This window comes from Vibrio maritimus (assembly GCF_021441885.1).
GTDB lineage: Bacteria > Pseudomonadota > Gammaproteobacteria > Enterobacterales > Vibrionaceae > Vibrio > Vibrio maritimus_B.
Genome location: NZ_CP090439.1, coordinates 1,148,812 through 1,165,836, shown reverse-complemented (window position 1 = coordinate 1,165,836; position 17,025 = coordinate 1,148,812). Strand labels below are relative to the sequence as shown.

At 45.9% G+C, this 17,025-nt stretch carries 14 protein-coding genes; 6 read left to right on the top strand and 8 right to left on the bottom strand.

Annotated elements, in window-relative coordinates; genetic code table 11:
• Positions 1-106 precede the first annotated feature (106 nt).
• Complete coding sequence (locus LY387_RS21660) at positions 107-340, top strand: CG2 omega domain protein (RefSeq protein ID WP_234496283.1); 234 nt, start codon at positions 107-109, stop codon at positions 338-340.
• A 64-nt stretch (positions 341-404) separates the two neighbouring features.
• Here LY387_RS21660 and LY387_RS21655 read toward each other — a convergent pair whose 3' ends face one another.
• Positions 405-923, bottom strand: a complete 519-nt coding sequence (locus LY387_RS21655) for a DUF2058 domain-containing protein (RefSeq protein ID WP_234496282.1) — start codon at positions 921-923, stop codon at positions 405-407.
• Positions 924-1,161: 238 nt separating this feature from the next.
• On the opposite strand from LY387_RS21655, the gene LY387_RS21650 reads away from it, so the two are divergent.
• Together LY387_RS21650 and ggt are read left to right on the top strand one after the other, a co-directional pair.
• A complete protein-coding gene (locus LY387_RS21650; RefSeq protein WP_234496281.1) occupies positions 1,162-1,938 on the top strand; it encodes a sulfite exporter TauE/SafE family protein in 777 nt (258 codons plus the stop codon).
• A 148-nt stretch (positions 1,939-2,086) separates the two neighbouring features.
• Positions 2,087-3,823, top strand: coding sequence for a gamma-glutamyltransferase (gene ggt / locus LY387_RS21645; protein ID WP_234496280.1), 1,737 nt, complete (start codon positions 2,087-2,089; stop codon positions 3,821-3,823).
• A gap of 81 nt (positions 3,824-3,904) precedes the next feature.
• Here the strand turns inward: ggt and LY387_RS21640 are convergent, their stop codons facing one another.
• The 5 genes from LY387_RS21640 to LY387_RS21620 all read right to left on the bottom strand — a co-directional run bounded on the left by LY387_RS21640 (position 3,905) and on the right by LY387_RS21620 (position 10,947).
• A complete protein-coding gene (locus tag LY387_RS21640; protein WP_234496279.1) occupies positions 3,905-5,473 on the bottom strand; it encodes a polysaccharide lyase family 7 protein in 1,569 nt (522 codons plus the stop codon).
• Positions 5,474-5,801: 328 nt separating this feature from the next.
• Positions 5,802-6,581 carry a reprolysin-like metallopeptidase gene (locus LY387_RS21635; RefSeq protein ID WP_234496278.1) on the bottom strand — a complete coding sequence of 260 codons (780 nt, stop codon included), beginning with the start codon at positions 6,579-6,581 and terminating at the stop codon, positions 5,802-5,804.
• Positions 6,582-6,760: 179 nt separating this feature from the next.
• Entirely contained in the window at positions 6,761-8,137 is a 1,377-nt protein-coding gene (locus LY387_RS21630; RefSeq protein ID WP_234496277.1) for an aldehyde dehydrogenase EutE, read from the bottom strand.
• 524 nt (positions 8,138-8,661) lie between these two features.
• Entirely contained in the window at positions 8,662-9,408 is a 747-nt protein-coding gene (locus LY387_RS21625) for a sugar nucleotide-binding protein (RefSeq protein WP_234496276.1), read from the bottom strand.
• A gap of 162 nt (positions 9,409-9,570) precedes the next feature.
• On the bottom strand, positions 9,571-10,947 hold the full coding sequence (locus tag LY387_RS21620; RefSeq protein ID WP_234496275.1) for an aldehyde dehydrogenase EutE: 1,377 nt from the start codon (positions 10,945-10,947) through the stop codon (positions 9,571-9,573).
• A gap of 544 nt (positions 10,948-11,491) precedes the next feature.
• Between LY387_RS21620 and LY387_RS21615 the strand changes: the two genes are divergently transcribed.
• The gene (locus LY387_RS21615; RefSeq protein WP_234496274.1) at positions 11,492-13,081 is read left to right on the top strand and encodes a diaminopimelate decarboxylase family protein; all 1,590 of its coding nucleotides are present in this window, start codon (positions 11,492-11,494) and stop codon (positions 13,079-13,081) included.
• A gap of 52 nt (positions 13,082-13,133) precedes the next feature.
• Here the strand turns inward: LY387_RS21615 and LY387_RS21610 are convergent, their stop codons facing one another.
• The gene (locus LY387_RS21610) at positions 13,134-13,724 is read right to left on the bottom strand and encodes an alpha-ketoglutarate-dependent dioxygenase AlkB family protein (RefSeq protein ID WP_234497816.1); all 591 of its coding nucleotides are present in this window, start codon (positions 13,722-13,724) and stop codon (positions 13,134-13,136) included.
• 142 nt (positions 13,725-13,866) lie between these two features.
• Between LY387_RS21610 and cfa the strand changes: the two genes are divergently transcribed.
• Positions 13,867-15,009: a cyclopropane fatty acyl phospholipid synthase gene (gene cfa / locus LY387_RS21605; protein WP_234496273.1), complete on the top strand. Its 1,143-nt coding sequence runs from the start codon at positions 13,867-13,869 to the stop codon at positions 15,007-15,009.
• A gap of 110 nt (positions 15,010-15,119) precedes the next feature.
• Entirely contained in the window at positions 15,120-16,175 is a 1,056-nt protein-coding gene (locus LY387_RS21600) for a hypothetical protein (RefSeq protein ID WP_234496272.1), read from the top strand.
• A 47-nt stretch (positions 16,176-16,222) separates the two neighbouring features.
• On the opposite strand, the gene LY387_RS21595 is transcribed toward LY387_RS21600, so the two are convergent.
• A complete protein-coding gene (locus LY387_RS21595; protein WP_234496271.1) occupies positions 16,223-17,014 on the bottom strand; it encodes an MBL fold metallo-hydrolase in 792 nt (263 codons plus the stop codon).
• Positions 17,015-17,025 lie beyond the last annotated feature (11 nt).

Sequence of the window (17,025 nt, the reverse complement as noted above, 5' to 3'; positions counted from 1 at the left end):
CCTCGCTTTTTTATAGCTACGATTTGTCGTGGCGTAAAATGACAAATCCTCTTTTACCATTTCTCTAAACTATGCCTCATCCCAACACCTATGAGGCACTACAACCATGCGTAACCTACTTCTTATTGTCGCTGCTCTATTGCTACCAGTATCAGCAAGCTATGCCAGTATTTCTATCAAGACTGATAATCTTGAGCTCAGCGAAGACTGTGTAAGTTATGAGTCAGACCGAGTTCGAATCGAGTCGGAAGAATGCGATGGTAAGCATCATAAGGACAAGGATAACCGTAGTGCACACGGAAAAAACAATCCTGGTAAAGGACATGGTAAGAAGAAATAGCACAGTCACTGATAAAAAAAGCCCAGTATACTGAATATATTGGGCTTTTCTAAAGTATCCTAGATTACCACATCAGATCATCAGGCACGACGTATTGTGCATATGGGTCATCTTCTTCGACCACTTCTTCTTTAACATCATTTTCAATGACAGTTTCTTGATCACGCTCTGCAATCTTTTTCGCCACAACCGTCGGAATCACTGCATAGCTCTCTTCAAGGCGAGCAATAGACAGGTTGCCTTTGCTGAGTTGATCGCGGATCTCTTGTGTGACATAGAGGGATTTCACTAGCGTGCCGTCGGTGAAGTTGTATTTAATGTCACCATCACCAAGCGCTATCGTATTTAGTGTGATAAGTTGCTTCACCTGCGCTTTAATTTCTTTACTTAGCTTAGCTTCATCACGCAGCTTGTTGAGCTCTTGGTCACGCTCTTTTTGCGCTGCTTTGTTCTCTTCAACAGCCGCTTTAGCTTCGCGTGCTTGAACACGTGACTTCTTTGAGCCTTTCTTGGCTTTCTTCAGTTTTTTCTCGTTGACCAGACCTGCTTTTAGCATCTGCTCTTGAAGGCTTAGTTTCGACATGAAATGCAATCCTAGTTTGTTCTCACAATTGTGTGCATGATCCCAAGAAAGCCCTTGAAGAGCAAGTCCAATCCAAAGGAATATGACCTCGTCTCACGTGATTCGCCGCGCACGTCTTTTGGTGACTTGCGAGCCGAGATCTCTGTCTATAGATCACGTAACCGATTGAACCTTTTGAGACTCGGTACGGTTTAGGATATGTTGATTGTTAACGACTTTTCACCATCATATAACCTCTATGTTACTTGACCTCTCTCAGATAATTTTGCTCTTCCTGGCTGGCGTGTTTGGTGGTGTACTTAACTCTGTCGCAGGAGGAGGGAGCTTCATCACCTTCCCTGCACTGCTTTTCGTCGGAATCCCCCCGATTGTCGCCAATGCCACCAATACCTTTGCGGCTTGTGCTGGTTATCTGAGTGGCACCTACGCGTTTAGGCTGGAAGTACTTAAAGATCGCAGTAACCTGCTAAAAATTGTCCTTCTTAGTATTGCCGGGGGCATCAGCGGTAGTTACCTATTGATTTTGGTGTCTGAGCAACAGTTTGTTTCCGCGATTCCATGGTTACTGCTGTTTGCAACTTTGCTGTTTATCTTTGGTGATAGCATCAATAAGCGATTGCAGAAAGCCAGTAGCAATCGTCATTTAGGTGGGCTTGTCGCCTTTGGTTTGGGCGTATTCCTATTCTGTGTAGGCGTTTTCGGCGGCTTTTTTAATGCCGGGTTAGGCGTCATCGGTTTGAGTTACCTTGCGGTTGCTGGCTACAAAGACATTAATTTAATGAACGGACTCAAACTCCTTATTTCTACCTGCGCGTCTGCCATTGCTATTGTCCTATTTGTTTTCAATGGACTCATCGACTGGTATTCAGGCATCGCCGTTATGCTTGGGACTCTTACTGGCGGTTACGTGGCTGCAAGGCTTTCACGACAACTACCCCAGATTGTGGTCAGACGTTTCGTTACCTTTAGCTCGATTGCGATCACTTGCTACTTTTTCTACGACACCTATTTATAACCCTTGGATATAACCTCCATTCTTTTTATCACCCTCTGACCTATTGATAACAAAGCTATGACCTAACGGTTAAACTGCCGCCAACTGGATATGTTACTGATAGCACCTAATCTATCAGTACTTATGACAAATCGTTTAGAGGTCCCCTATGTCATCACGTATCGCGTTGCTTCTGACGCTGGTCTCCACGTCATTGGCAGCACAGCCTGATCCTTTTCCAACACAACCAAACGACACTGGAAAGTCGTTTATGGTCAGTGCCACCAACCCTTATGTGACCAGCACAGGGTATTCAATCTTGAAACAAGGTGGCAATGCGGTGGATGCCATGGTGGCGATGCAAATGGTGATGTCGGTGGTTGAACCTGACATGACAGGCATCGGAGGTGGCACCTTTGCCCTCTATTACGACAACAAAGCTAACTCGTTTACGGCCTATGACGGGCGCGATGAAGCTCCGTCTAGTGCAACGCCAGATATGTTTCTGGATGACAACGGCAAAGCGATAAGCCGAAATGACATTCTAGGACCACGCTCAGTTGCTATTCCCGGAACATTGAAGCTTCTTTACCACACTCATCAAAAACACGGTAACTTGGCGTGGAAACAATTGGTTCAGCCTGCCATCAACTACGCTGAGCATGGCTATTCAATGAATAGCTACACCTACGATATCGTTGTCCGTGAACAATCAAGATTGGTTCATGATCCTGAAATCAAATCACTCTATTGGAACGGTGATGATATTCGCCCTACTGGTACTCTGATGACCAACCCGAAAATGGCAACCACACTAAAAGCCATCGCAGAGCAAGGTGCGAACTACATGTATCAAGGTCCGCTGGCTAAACGGATTGTCGACACCGTGAATGCACAATTGGACAAAGAGCAGCCTGAGCTTTCGGTTGAAGATTTTGCAAACTATCGGGTAAAAACTCGTGACATCGTTAAGTCCGACTATCGCGGTAACGAAATCGTTTCGTTTGGTTATCCAGCGTCTGGCGGCGTTCTGGTTTCTCAGTCACTCGATATGCTTGAGAAGTACGATATCGCCTCGATGCCAAAAACGACGGCAGAGCCGTGGCGCTTAATGGTGGAGGCCATGCGTCTAGCCAAAGCCGATCGCATCGCTTACGCAGGTGACCCGAGTTATGTTGAAACGCCAGTAGAGGCCCTGCTCGACGAAGATTACCTCGATGACCGTTTTGATATGATCCCAGAGCAAGGTGCTGGAGACAGTAAATCCATCAAACCAGGTCTGCCTGAAATCAAAACACCGGCTCAACACGAAGGCTTTGAGAGTCAAGATACCGGCCATATCTCCATTGTAGATAGTGAGGGCAACGCGATCGCGATGACAAGTACTGTTGGCACAGGCATGGGCTCTGGCGTCATGGTCGACGGCGTCTTGCTCAACGCGCAAATGGCCAACTTCTCATCGATACCAACACTCAAAGGTAAGCCTGTCCAGAACGCTATTGAGGCAGGTAAACGCCCCCGTTCAGCAATCACTCCTTTGATGATGTTCGATGAAGACGGCAAGCTTCGTTTAGTTGTCGGTAGCCCTGGTAGTTCACAGATCCCAGGGTACGTACTGAAAACCATCGTGGGCGTGGTCGATTGGAACCTATCAGCACAGGATGCGATTGATCTTCCGAATATTCAATATGGTACTAAGATCGACCGAACTAAGCCGTACAACCCAACGGGGCTGCTCGTAGAGAAGCGCACCTTTGCAGAATCAATGGTGCCAAGCTTCGCTGAGATGGGCTATAAGGTGCACGTCATCCCGGTAGTCAGCGGTCTGAATGCGATTGAAGTGAAAGATGGCGAGTTGCACGGAGCAACTGATCGTCGCAGGGCTTCCACATCATTAGGCGATTAAGATCTGAATCTATCTACATCGCTTGGAAACAAAAAAACCTCCGGCTCAATAAGCCGGAGGTTATATTTTTAGATTAAGGTATTATTTTTGGTATTGATCGTGAGACACGTCAAGCTGGTAGAACGTCGCTTGAGAGTAATCGTCTAGATCACCACTGATGTTTTGGTTGTATACACCAGCTTTGAAGTACATGTACTTGCCACCAACGTCATAACCACTGTCGCTCATGTCAACAACTTGTACCACGTCGTCTTTGCCTTCACGCATTAGTGTAACCGTCATAGTGTTACCTTTAACTTCAATGCGGTAGCTAAATACTTCACCAAGTGCGATGCCGTCTTCACCGACTTCAGCAGTCATATCGCCCACTAGAGGGTAGAAGTCTTCTTTTGTTGCATCTTGGCTTTCGTGTGCAAAGTATACTGCGCCCGTTGCTTGATTTGGCAGTTTACGGTAGTACAAACGAATTGGCTCGTCGTTTTGGTCGTGAATCTGACCAATGATAAAGCGACCAACTTCGTTCGCGTTACCTGTTGTGGTTGCATGGTCGATTTTCAACGTCGCTTCCATCACACCGTCAATACCACCAGCCGCTTCTAGATCCGCTTGAGGAGCACTTGAGAATACCCAGTTGTTCTTGTTAACACCTTTCGTGCTAATCGACTGGTCACCACGGCGCATCATTTCACGAAGCTCAGTACGCGCGTACTTAGTATTCTTCGATGTACGTACACCTTTCACATAAGACTTGAATACTAGACCGCCGTCATCTGCTGTGTAGAAGATTTCTGGATGTTGGTAACCGTTCGCAAGGTTCCACTCAGAAACGTCATCCGGCTTGCCATTTTTGTCATGGTCGAATGGTTGAGATAGGTACCAGTGTGTCAAATCAAAGTTTTCGCTTGGTGCGTTGCCCGCAAGCGGCTTCTCAGGTAGGTTAGTTGGTACAGGCAGCGCGCTGCGAGTGTCACATTTTACTGTTGTTTCACATGGGTATACTGCTGGCGCACCAAAGTTACCTTTACGTAGATCTTTGCGTGCTTCTTTGCGTGCCTTTTCAGCCGCTTTCATCTCAGCAATCATTGTTGCTTCTGCTGCAACCACTGCTGGGGTAATGATGTGGCTCGCTGGACAAGCATTGATGCCGCAGTTTACTGCAGCAAGCTCAGTGACACTGTTCCAGCCGTTCTTAGTGTTACCATGGCCAACGTATCGTACGTAGCGTGCTTTAACAGCAGGCTCAAACTGGAAGCGCTCTAGACCAATTGCTTGACCTGAGCTCATCTGGTTTTCTAGCACTGTTGTCCAGTTTTCGCCATCGACACTGACTTGGATATCAAACTTAGACTGACGCTCATTACCTTTACTGAACGCGGCTTGAACAGCGTCAAACTCTTGCACTGAACCGTAGTCCAACATCGCCCACTCACCGTCACCAGCAGAAGACCAGCGCGTAGTAAGGTCTTGGTCAAATAGACGATCAGGTCCATTACCATCGTGACTGCTTGCCGTGATCGCAACCGGCGTCAAAAGTGGCTCGCCAGTTTCTTTGTTGTTCGGGAAATCAGAAGTTGGTGTGCTTGTGCTCGCGCAACCAACCGCTAGTAATACAGAAGAAGCAACCAGGCTCTTTAGAATCGTTTGTTTCATATCAAATCCATTATTGTCGTACAAAGACAGCGTATGTAAGCGAAAATGAGTTCGCAAACAGCTATTTTTAGGTACTTAACCTTCAAATGTGGGCCGTTACACAAAACCTTACATAATCTTATAATACAAATAAATCTTTAATTTGATAAATGAGACTGCCGACACTTTTTGTGTTTCTGATACTTTAACTCGGTCACATTTGTTATTGATAAATTAGTGGACAGGCAGTTTGACTTGTTCAAAAAGTGGCTTCATAGTCCAAACATTACCTGCCGTCTCGCTACAATCATATTTTTGATAAAGGCGGTACAGAGTACGTAGCTCCAGACTACCTCACCAAGTATTGCTTGGCGAACTCAGTTAGTACACGACTGTTATCAGCTGTAACTGCGTCTCCACATATTTTGCTATCCCAATATATGTTTGGGTTTGAATAGACAGGCATTCGGTCATCTTCATAAGACATTATCGTGCCGCGACCAGCGCATACATAGCCTAAAGAATAGGGTTTACCCGGAGGGTAGCTACTCATCCAATACTCCTCAAGATCAAACGCTTCCACACCCTCTTTCAAGGTCTTTATATCGTGAGATGCTCCGCTTAAATGCCCTATCTCATGCTCGAGGACAGAATCTGGACAATTTAGAGCTATGGTGAAAAAGAATGTCGAGCTTGACGCGTAGCCACAGTACTGAGACTTGTAACTGTTCAACCAGTTAGAAAACACGATTGCGTTAAAGATAGGGTGTCCGTTGGCATTTGTTTCAGGAACTTGGCGCCCAAGCTCATTTTTTAGCAACCGCTCTGCGACATCGACATCCTGAAACCACGAGCTATCTAATTCAGATACATACTCAATATGAGTAGCGCTTCTTCTTGTAGGAATACACGAATTCTTCAAGGTGGTATTAGCATATGCGATCCAACTGTCGATCTTCGCTTTCACAAATTCGGGAGAGTATTCGTTCAAGACATCTTCACTTATATAAAAGTGGACTTCTGTTTCTAGAGATTGTTCAAGTAAGCATTCTGGTAGTTTCAAAGTCGCTGAGAGAGCTGGAGAGTTAGACAATAAGGCTATAATAAATAGGATAAATATGGCTTTCATGACACCTCTTAAAGAACGGTACAGTGCAGTAAAAGTCAGTGTGCCTCAGCTCCAAATACCAATCAAATTGCATATTGATTAATGCGAGCAAAACTGGAATAAAAAAAGCCGAGCTTTCGCTCGGCTAGGTATATCATCGCTTGGGAAGAGTCGATGAGATATTTTGATTTCGTTATCAATTAAACGATGCGCAGACCGCCTTGAGCGATGGCAAATCGACGTGCTCGTGTGAACGATAGTGCATTGGTGATGCCTTCACCCGTTGGGCCAGCGATTGTGAACGTTGACGTACCTTCTGCGTTGTAACCTACACCAGAAAGTGTTGGACCATTGTGAGCAAAGATAGTCGTGTTAATGCGACCACCAAACTTAGTGACGTTCTCGATGTTACCTGAATAGATGCATGCAGAGTGCTTATTGCCACGCTCAGCTGCTACCGCACGTTCTATCGCTTCATCGATGTCTTTGCAGATAACCACTGGTAGCACAGGCATCATTTGCTCTACGTGTACGAGTGGGTGATCGTTCTCAACCAACATAACTGCCAGACGAGTGTCAGACTTAACGCCGATCGACTTCAGGATTTCACCTGCGTCCTGACCAACATATTGCTTCACTGGGTGCCATACACGCGCAATTTCGTGTGCAGTACATGGTTTCGCACCTTCAAATTCATCAAGAGTTAGGATCTTGTCAGTCAGCTTCTCTGCTTCTTTTGCCGACATCACGTACGCACCAACTTCTTCTAGTTTGTCTAAGAATGCATCCGCTACAGACTCTTCAACGAAGACTTCTTTTTCACCGATACACAGTAGGTTGTTATCGAAAGAAGCACCGCCGTATACGCCAGCAGCTGCAAGGTCTAGGTTTGCTGATGCGTCAACAATAACCGGTGGGTTACCAGCGCCAGCGCCCACACCTTTCTTACCAGACTGAAGAATCGCTTTTACCAGACCAGGACCGCCAGTGCCTACCAGCATGTTGATTAGTGGAGAGCTCGCAATCTCGTTTAGGGTTTCTAGTGTTGGCTCTTTCACCATAGTGACTAGGTTTTCAGGGCCACCTGCAGCAACGATAGTTTCGTTCAGAAGGTCGATCATCATCGCAGACACAACTTTTGATGAAGGGTGAACGTTGAACGTTACTGCGTTGCCACCTGCTAACATAGAGATAGCATTGTTAACGATCGTTTCTGTTGGGTTGGTCACTGGCGTTACTGCGCCAATAACACCATAAGGTGCACGCTCACCTAGAGAGATACCGTTGTCGCCAGACCAAACCTGAGTATCTAAGATTTCAGTACCAGGCGTCTTAGCAGCGGTTAGCTGATGCTTAGCAACCTTATCTTCTACACGACCCAGTTTGGTCTCTTCACGAACCATTTTTGCGAAGTCTTCTGCACGCGCTAATACTGCACCGCGAATTGCAGTGATGATGGCTTCGCGACCTTCTTTAGTACAGTTAACGTAGTACTCGATTTGAGCTTTGTGAGTTGCTTCAATCGCAGCGTCCACTGTCGCGAATACACCTTTAGCGTTGTTGATATCAAAAGACATAATGATTACCTCGTGAGATTTGGTGCTATAAGAGCTGGGTTTTGCCTTCTATCTGCTCTTTTGAGCTTGTTGGCTGAGCTTTATCGCTAGCCTCAAGATGGTGACAATTTACCCCAAGCATTCATCGAAACTATGTCACTCAGCGTCAGTTTAATTGACCAAGATACCTATTTCTGACAAGTATGTTACTTGACTGTTTGGGGCGAAAAAATCGGAGGAAAGAAGCAGCACGAAAGATCAGTAAGTTAGCAGCATCATGGCAGATAATCAGGCGGCCGTGCGGGGTAAGGCGTGTTACTTTTACTAAGCAATGAAGTAACGGTAACTCATAACATATTGAGCTGAATTATGAATTAAATCTTTGTTTGACATGGACTTATAACATGCACTTAGAACACGTAGTTGGATGTTTAATCACGTTCATCAATGCAATCCTGCCATAGCAGACTAAGCTAGGCGTAGAGATCATCTGGTGATGCAACGCTCTCTCCATTTCAAAAAGTTGGCGTTGAACTCGAGCTTACCTAACCAAATCGATAACTAAGCGCAGGGAGCGCAATACGTTCGTCCACCAAACGCTGATCGTGTTCATAATCAGTATTGGAGACAACGTGCCAACCTTTGTCGTAATGCTCACTCAGAGCACAAACCAGTTGATAAAAACTCCATCGCTCGGTCGCGTTACTGTCTAGGTGGTACAGGCCAGGTTCATTTCTTTCAATCAGCTGCAAAAACGCAATGGCCGTATCATCCATATGTGATGTGGCCGGAAACCAAGCCTCGCTGGCGTTGATAACCCCTTGCTCTAGATGTTGCTGCTCTAAATGCGCCAACATGTTGTTACCAGTGGTTTCGTCGTGGATCTGCCATCCGATCCTAGCGATCATCGCATCTGGATTGACATTCCAAATCGCATCTTCGCACTGGATTTTGTACTGCCCGTACGCCTCTCTCGCATTGCGTTCTTGAAAGATACCGTAAGGTCCATCAATCTCAGAATCAAACACCATAGCAGTGCTCACAAAAAGAAAAGGGATCCCCTGCTCTTTACAACGCATGGCGAGCCAAGCAGCCCAGTTTTCGTCTCCCATGGCCATATGACAGACAGCATCGATCGAGTGTTTGTGCCAAAACTGTGTGCTTTGCTGCTCATCCTGTGGAGATACGATGTGGTGGTTCCACTCTAGAACTCCCCACCCACGGAGCGTAAATTGTGCAGCGACTTTAGGGCCGAGTGTGCCGGTTAGACCTGTCATTAGAACGGTTTTCATTGAATGACTCTGAGGTTGGTTTTCAATGAAGGTCAGTTAATCATATATAAAGAAAGGCTCAATAAGAGATGAAAGGAAACTTAATAGGGAGCACAGTTTGTATAGAGAAAAAAAGCCGAAGCATACGCTTCAGCCTTCCTTTAAATCTATCGTCGCGACTCATTAGACGATACGCAAACCACCTTGAGCTATCGCAAAGCGGCGTGCGCGAGTGAATGAGTACGCGTTAGTAATACCTTCACCCGTTGGACCTGCGATGGTGAACGTTGAGGTACCTTCTGCGTTGTAGCCTACTCCAGACAAAGTTGGGCCATTGTGAGCAAAGATAGTGGTATTGATAGCTCGACCAAACTTAGTCACATTCTCAATGTTGCCAGAGTAGATACATGCAGAGTGCTTATTACCACGCTCAGCGGCCACTGCGCGCTCAATCGCTTCATCAATATTTGCACAGCGAACAACCGGAAGAACAGGCATCATCTGCTCTACGTGTACCAGCGGATGGTCATTATCCACCACCATAACTGCAAGGCGAGATTCCGATTCAACGCCGATAGACTTTAGAATGTCACTTGCGTCTTGACCTACGTGCTCTTTCACTGGGTGCCATACGCGAGCAATCTCTTGTGCAGTGCACGGCTTCGCGCCGTCAATGTCATCCATCGTGAGAATTTCAGCAGTGAGTTTTTCAGCTTCTTCCGCAGTCAGTACGTATGCGCCCGCACTTTCAAGTTTTGTTAGGAATTCATCCGCTACAGAATCTTCAACAAACACTTCTTTTTCACCGATACACAGAAGGTTGTTATCGAAAGATGCGCCACCATAAACGCCTGCCGCAGCAAGATCGAGGTTTGCAGTTGCGTCAACAATAACAGGTGGATTACCTGCGCCTGCTCCAACGCCTTTCTTACCTGATTGCAGAATAGCTTTTACCAAACCTGGACCACCCGTACCCACAAGCATGTTCACCAATGGAGATTTAGCGATTTCACTTAGTGTCTCAAGAGTTGGCTCTTTAACCATAGTGATGAGGTTTTCTGGACCACCCGCTTCAACGATAGCTTTGTTGAGCATGTCAACCATGACCGCAGACACTACTTTAGACGACGGGTGCACGTTAAAGGTCACCGCATTACCTGAAGCCAACATAGAAATAGCGTTGTTTACAATGGTTTCGGTTGGGTTAGTTACTGGCGTTACCGCACCGATAACACCGTATGGAGCCCGCTCTTCGAGAGAAATACCGTGGTCACCCGACCATACTTTAGTCTCTAGCACTTCGGTACCTGGGGTTTTTAGCGCTGCTAACTGGTGCTTAGCGATCTTTTCTTCAACACGGCCTAATTTCGTCTCTTCACGAACCATCTTTGCAAAGTCTTCTGCACGTGCAAGCACTGCCTCTCGAATGGCAGTAAGGATAGCTTCGCGGCCTTCTTTGGTAGAGTTAGCGTAGAACTCAACTTGAGCTTTATGAGTAGCCTCAATCGCAGCGTCCACTGTCGCGAATACACCTTTAGCTTTATAGATATCAAAAGACATAGTAATTACCTCATGAAGATTGAAATGACTGTGTTGGTACTGATCTATTGTTGTGTTTACTCTCTCTTCGGCCTCACATTTGGCTAATAACAGAACGGGCGCTATTAGCCTTGCCTCGAGTTAGTGATTACAAATTAATCACTAAGCATCAACTTGTAACGTCACTGAGAGTCAACTTTATTGACCAAAAACGCCAAAAAATGTGATCTTAATAAGGGAGTGTTACTTGACGCTTTGGCGAAACCAGATTTTTCTTAACAAAAAAACAACAACCCTCTCAAATAGCAACGAAATCGAACGTAACTCCGCCCCACCATTTGATTTAATTGATACTTTGGTATACCAGTTACGCCGAAGTAACATACCTATGGCAACGAATGAATGTTAACAACATATTCATCAGACCTATCAACTGGATTCCAGCCATATTTATTAGGTGTAAGTTTTTTTGACTCTGGGTGACGTGTTGTTTTTTCAACCACCAATTACACTGCTTAGCAACAAATCAGTTCATACCTTTTCAACGATTTCCTGAGGAACGAATATGAAATATCAAGCGCGTTTAGAAGACTCAGTAAAGCAACTAAGTTCTGTACTAGAAGAGCAAAAGCAACTTCTTGCTGAGCACAAAGCAAACCAAAACTACGCTGAGCGTCTACAAAACATCCTAACGCCAACTGACGAACTAACCACAAAAGGCGACGACCTTTATATCGGCGGCTGCAAAGCTTCTGACCTAGTTGAGCAATACGGAAGCCCGCTATTCGTTCTTAGCGAAGACACACTGCGTGGCAACCTACGCCGCGTTAAAGCAGCATTTGGTTCAAACTGGCCAAAACCTGTGAACGTTATGTTCGCTATCAAATCAAACACTAACTTTGCTGTTCGTGCTATTTGTAACGAAGAAGGCGTGGGTGGTGACTGTTTCGGTCCAGGTGAAGTTGAAGCGACTCACATCGGCGGCGCAGATCCAAAAACGATCGCACTTAACGGTACAGTTAAGCCTGAGCTAGCTATCCGCAAAGCGATTGAGTACGGCTACGCAATCCACCTAGACTCATACGAAGAGATCGAAATCGTTGAGCGCATCGCTCGCGAAGTAAAGCCAAAAGAGAAAGTACGCATCGCAGTACGTCTAAAAGTTATCCCAGAAGAGTTCTTTGATAACTTTACACCAGACGCATACCCATTCCCTGACTTCAAGGGCGCGATGAAGTGGATCAAATTCGGTCTTCTAAAAGAAGAAGCGAAGAAAATCATCAACCGCGTAAAAGAAATCAACGTATTCGAATTCTACGGTTTCCACACTCACCTAGGCCGTTTCTCTAAAGATCCAGCTGGTTGGGATGCGCTTTACCGTGAATACGCTCGCAACGTGATTGAAATCTCTCGTGAGTGTGGCGTTCAGCCATTCCAAATCGACCTTGGCGGCGGTTGGCCACGTGAGCGTGAGCCAGAAGGTCGTAGTGTTGAAAACCTAATGAACCCGAACACGATTGAAGACTACGCAAAAGTGGTTTGTGCCGGCATGCTTGAAGAGTTCAACAAAGAAGGCTTCGAGATCCCTCAACTATGGCTAGAGCCGGGTCGTTACATCGCAGGTAACATCGGTACGCTACTGACTTCTGTGTACGTAGTGAAAGAAGACCAAGAGATGGACTATAGTTACACAATGGTTGACGCGTCAACATACCTAGCCGTACTGGTTGAGTCTCAAGAGTCTAAGAACCCAGTTCTACCAGCAACTAAGATGACACAACCTCTTCAGCAGAAGACAACAGAGATCGCAGGCCCAATCTGTATCCCATCAATCTGGGAAAGCGGTGCACGCATGCCTGAGCTAGTACCTAACGATATCCTAGCTATCATGGATGTGGGTCACTACGCAGAGTCTCAAGCAAGCCAGTTCAACTCTCTACCACGTCCTGCAACTGTACTAGTTAAAGACGGTGAAGCTGAGCTAATCAAGCGCGCTGAGACTGTAGAAGATGTATTCGCAACTCAGATTCTTCCTGAGCGTCTTCAGCAAAAGAAGAAAAAGCCAGCAGCGAAGAAGCCAGCATCTAAGCGTGCTGTAGCAAGAACGCCTAGCTACGCTAAGAACACAAAAAAAGCAGCATCTGCAAAAGCATAATCAAACTCTGATTTAGCTGGTCAAAAGCTCCCTGTCGGGAGCTTTTGTTGTTTTAGGGAACCAGAACTTTTCGAAAAGTTAAGTTAATTCTAGGTTCGACAAATCGCTTAGTTTTGGGAATGGTATGTTGCCAATGATGTTGAGTTTCTCCAGCCATGATCAGTAGAGAGCCAGATGTGAGATTAAACTCCACTTTCTCACCGGTCATTTTGTGTCTGAGTAAAAACCGCCGCTCGGCCCCAAAGCTCATCGAGGCAATGACTGGATTAATGCCAAGTTCTTTCTCATCATCACTATGCCAACCATTGGAGTCTTGTCCATCACGATACAAATTCGCGAGCACGGAATTGAACTGACTGTCTGCAACCTTCTCACAATGGGCTTTCAAACTGTTGAGTAACGGATTCCAAGGTAAAGGCTCCAGTTTTAGGTTCGAATAGGTATAACTTGCATCACCGTACCAAGCCTGCAGACGCGGTATCGCAACCTTTTTTCCAAACATCACAATGCTGTCTTGCCGCCACGCCAATTGTTCTAAAAGCTGATGATGGTAAGCGTTGGCTTGCTCTGATGTAAAATAGTTGGGTAGCCACAATAGGCGTCCATCCAATAGCTCATTCCATTGATTTTCTAAAAGCTTCAACACGTACTCTCCAAATAGCTCGGCATTGTCAGACCCGCTTTGATATTCAAACTTGAATATCTCAATTTCCTTCTCTCTCTATAAGATTTCTCTAGTATCGACTCAAACAAACCTATCATGTCTGAGTAAGCAAAGGTACAGAATGGAGCAGGCAAATCTCTTCAACGATCTCTTATACGGCTCTGGTATCGAGATCAACGGTTCAAATCCCTGGGATATTCAAATTAATAGCACTGAAACCTTTGAGCGAATCCTGCTTGACGGTTCGTTAGGCTTTGGCGAAGCCTACATGGATGGACTTTGGGATTGCGATGACCTCGCTGAACTCATCAATCGACTGTTAAGGGCCAATATCGCAGACAAGTTCGATGCAATGATGGCAGTTCGACTCGGGGCTGCTGTTGGCAAGCAGAAGTTCATGAATCTGTTTAACCCACAAAACATTACTCAGTCCAAAGACAGTGTCCGTCATCACTATGATATCGGTAATGATCTCTACACATCAATGCTGGATAAGCGCCTGACTTATACTTGTGGCTACTGGCGCTATACCGACTGCCTTGAGCAAGCACAAGAAGATAAACTTGATCTCATCTGCCGTAAGCTAAACCTCAAACCAGGAATGCGCATCCTTGATATTGGCTGTGGTTGGGGAAGCTTGATGCATTACGCTGCCGAGAAATACGGCGTTGAGTGTGATGGCCTTACTCTCTCCGTTGAACAAGCTAAACTTGGTCAGAAGATAGCAGACAAGCAAGATCTGCCAGTGAACTTTATCCTCCTCGACTACCGAGAGTTTCAACCAACAAAGCCTTATGATGCGGTTGTTTCTGTCGGTATGATCGAGCACGTCGGCCCAATGAACTACGCCGAGTATTTTGGCAACATTCATCGTTTTTTGAGAAATGATGGCGTGTTCCTACTGCATACCATTGGCGGAATAACTTCCAAGACCAAAGCCGACCCTTGGTTTGATCGCTATATCTTTCCAAATGGTGTTATTCCATCTCTATCGCAACTTAGCACGGCCATCGAGGCGCTATTTAACGTTGAAGATTTACATAACTTCGGCCCTTGTTACGACAAAACACTTACCGCTTGGTATCACAACTTTAATGAGCACTGGTTCTTACTTGAATCAAAGTATGGCGACCGCTTTTACCGCATGTGGCGTTATTACTTGCTGGCAAGCGCTGGTGCTTTCAGAGCCAGAACATTAAATGTTTGGCAGTTAGTCTTGACCAAGCAAGGCGGTGCATTGCCTTCGTATATCCGTCAACTGTAGATACTGGAATGCGTTCTAATGAAATCTGATGCCATGGTGTTCGTTGCCATATTTATTGCGGTGTATCTGACGCTCTGCGTCGTACTCATCTAACACTAAGATCTTTGAAAATGAAGCTATCAACCAAACATACCCTCGAAAGCGTTCATGACCACTTTGCCGGTAGCGTGAAAGCTGGACGCGAGGTCGTTTCGGCCTTTATCGGCATCGATCAGCGCGACCCACAAAATAGCAAGCAGCTGCCTCGTTGGTCTCAAGAACTCAACAACGCTTTGTTCGACCTTTCCTGCAGCGATATTGCGGCACTGCCGGAGAATATGAAGAGCTGGACGGAAGTTGAGGCGCATGTTTTGAGCTTGGTTGAGGATGACCATCCGAGTACACCTTCCATTGCTATATTTAGCTGTGGTGTCAAAGATTTAGTTGTACCTTTGCCATCTTTGGTTGAAACCGAAGTTGACATCGGAATACCCCAACTTGGAAAGCTCCTGAGTTATACCGAAGGCTATAACAAATACTGCGTTATTTTATTCTCTGAGATGGGCCACCGAATTATCGTCATTAATCATTCCTCCACCGAAAACTCGACCATCATCGAGAGTGAAATAAACAGTGAACCCGTACCAGTAACGACTGACAATGACGCGATTAGCGAAGCCTTCGAGGGAGAATCAGCGGCTGTTGATATCAACGAACACTTTTTTTCGGTCCCTGATTATCGACAGATGATCTTTGGGGGCAATATTCGAATCGCACAGGGGGTAAAATACTCTCTCCATAACGCTATTGCCGGGCATTTAGTGACATTAGAGCCGTTGGCATTTGATATCGATGATGAAGATTTATGCCAATCTGTGCAGCAGATTGCGGCTAATCAACAGAGACTCAAAGATATGACAATATTGAACGAGCTTTCTATGCTTGGCAGTAATGTCAGTGTCTTTGGTCTAGATAGCACCTTTGGCGCATTGCTCGATGGAAGAGTGAAAAAAGTGGTCCTTCCCTACCCTTTTGATACAGAAAAGTGCAACCCTTTAATCATTGAAGCTATCACACAAGGCGCAGAGTTAGAGATAGTCTACGGTGACCCCGCACAGCGTCTTAGTCAGCTAGGCGGAGTGGCGGGCGTGCTCTATGAGCGTTTCGACACTTTTGACAACGATTAAGCCACATCAGAGGTAAAGGTGAATACCTTTACCTCCATATCATGTACTTAAAACTCTAGGGTTTCACCATCGGCTGGGATCAACACTTTTTGTTCAAGACCAAGCTGCTGTATTGAGTTAGCCAGAGTTTCTCTATCAACCGGACAGTGGTTGAGTGCCTCCATGTGGTTGGCAATAACCTTACCCGGTGATAGCTGGATAAATTCCATCACTTCATCAGTTGGCATCAATAAAGGTTGACCCACATCCATTTGTGCTTGTCCTGCAGCAACCACGGTAATGTCTGGCTTAAGTTCAGTCAGTGCGCGTTTCACATCGTCCGTTAATACCGTATCACCACTGATGTAGATACTTGGCTCATTAGGCAACTGTAAAAAGAAGCCACTGCCATTTGCCATCACCTTGTGAATCCAACCGTGGCCGTGCTGAGCAGGTACAGCGGTAATTTCGCCGCCAAGGTATGGCGTCGGTGTCCACGCTTCCAGACCATTGGCAACCGTCATACCATACTTTTCAAGATAGGATTTATCCTTAGCGAGTGTAGTCACAGGGATACCTTGCTCAACCAAAAATTTCTCTCCCGCAGGATCTAGGTGGTCACCGTGCTGGAGCGGCTTGAAGCCAAACGTCTGGCTATGTGTGACCAAGGCTTGGTTGACTTTGCTAAGAACCCCTTCAGCATTCAAAGGAAGGTCAACTGTGGGGTTTTTCTCAGCCTTAAATCTGAATACAGAAAACGGAGGCATGGACCCTTTTTCACCCAACATTGGGTCAATCAAAATAAAGTGTTCGCCAGATTCAATAATAAACGTTGCGCTTCTCAAGTGATGGATTTTCATGGTTACCTCCC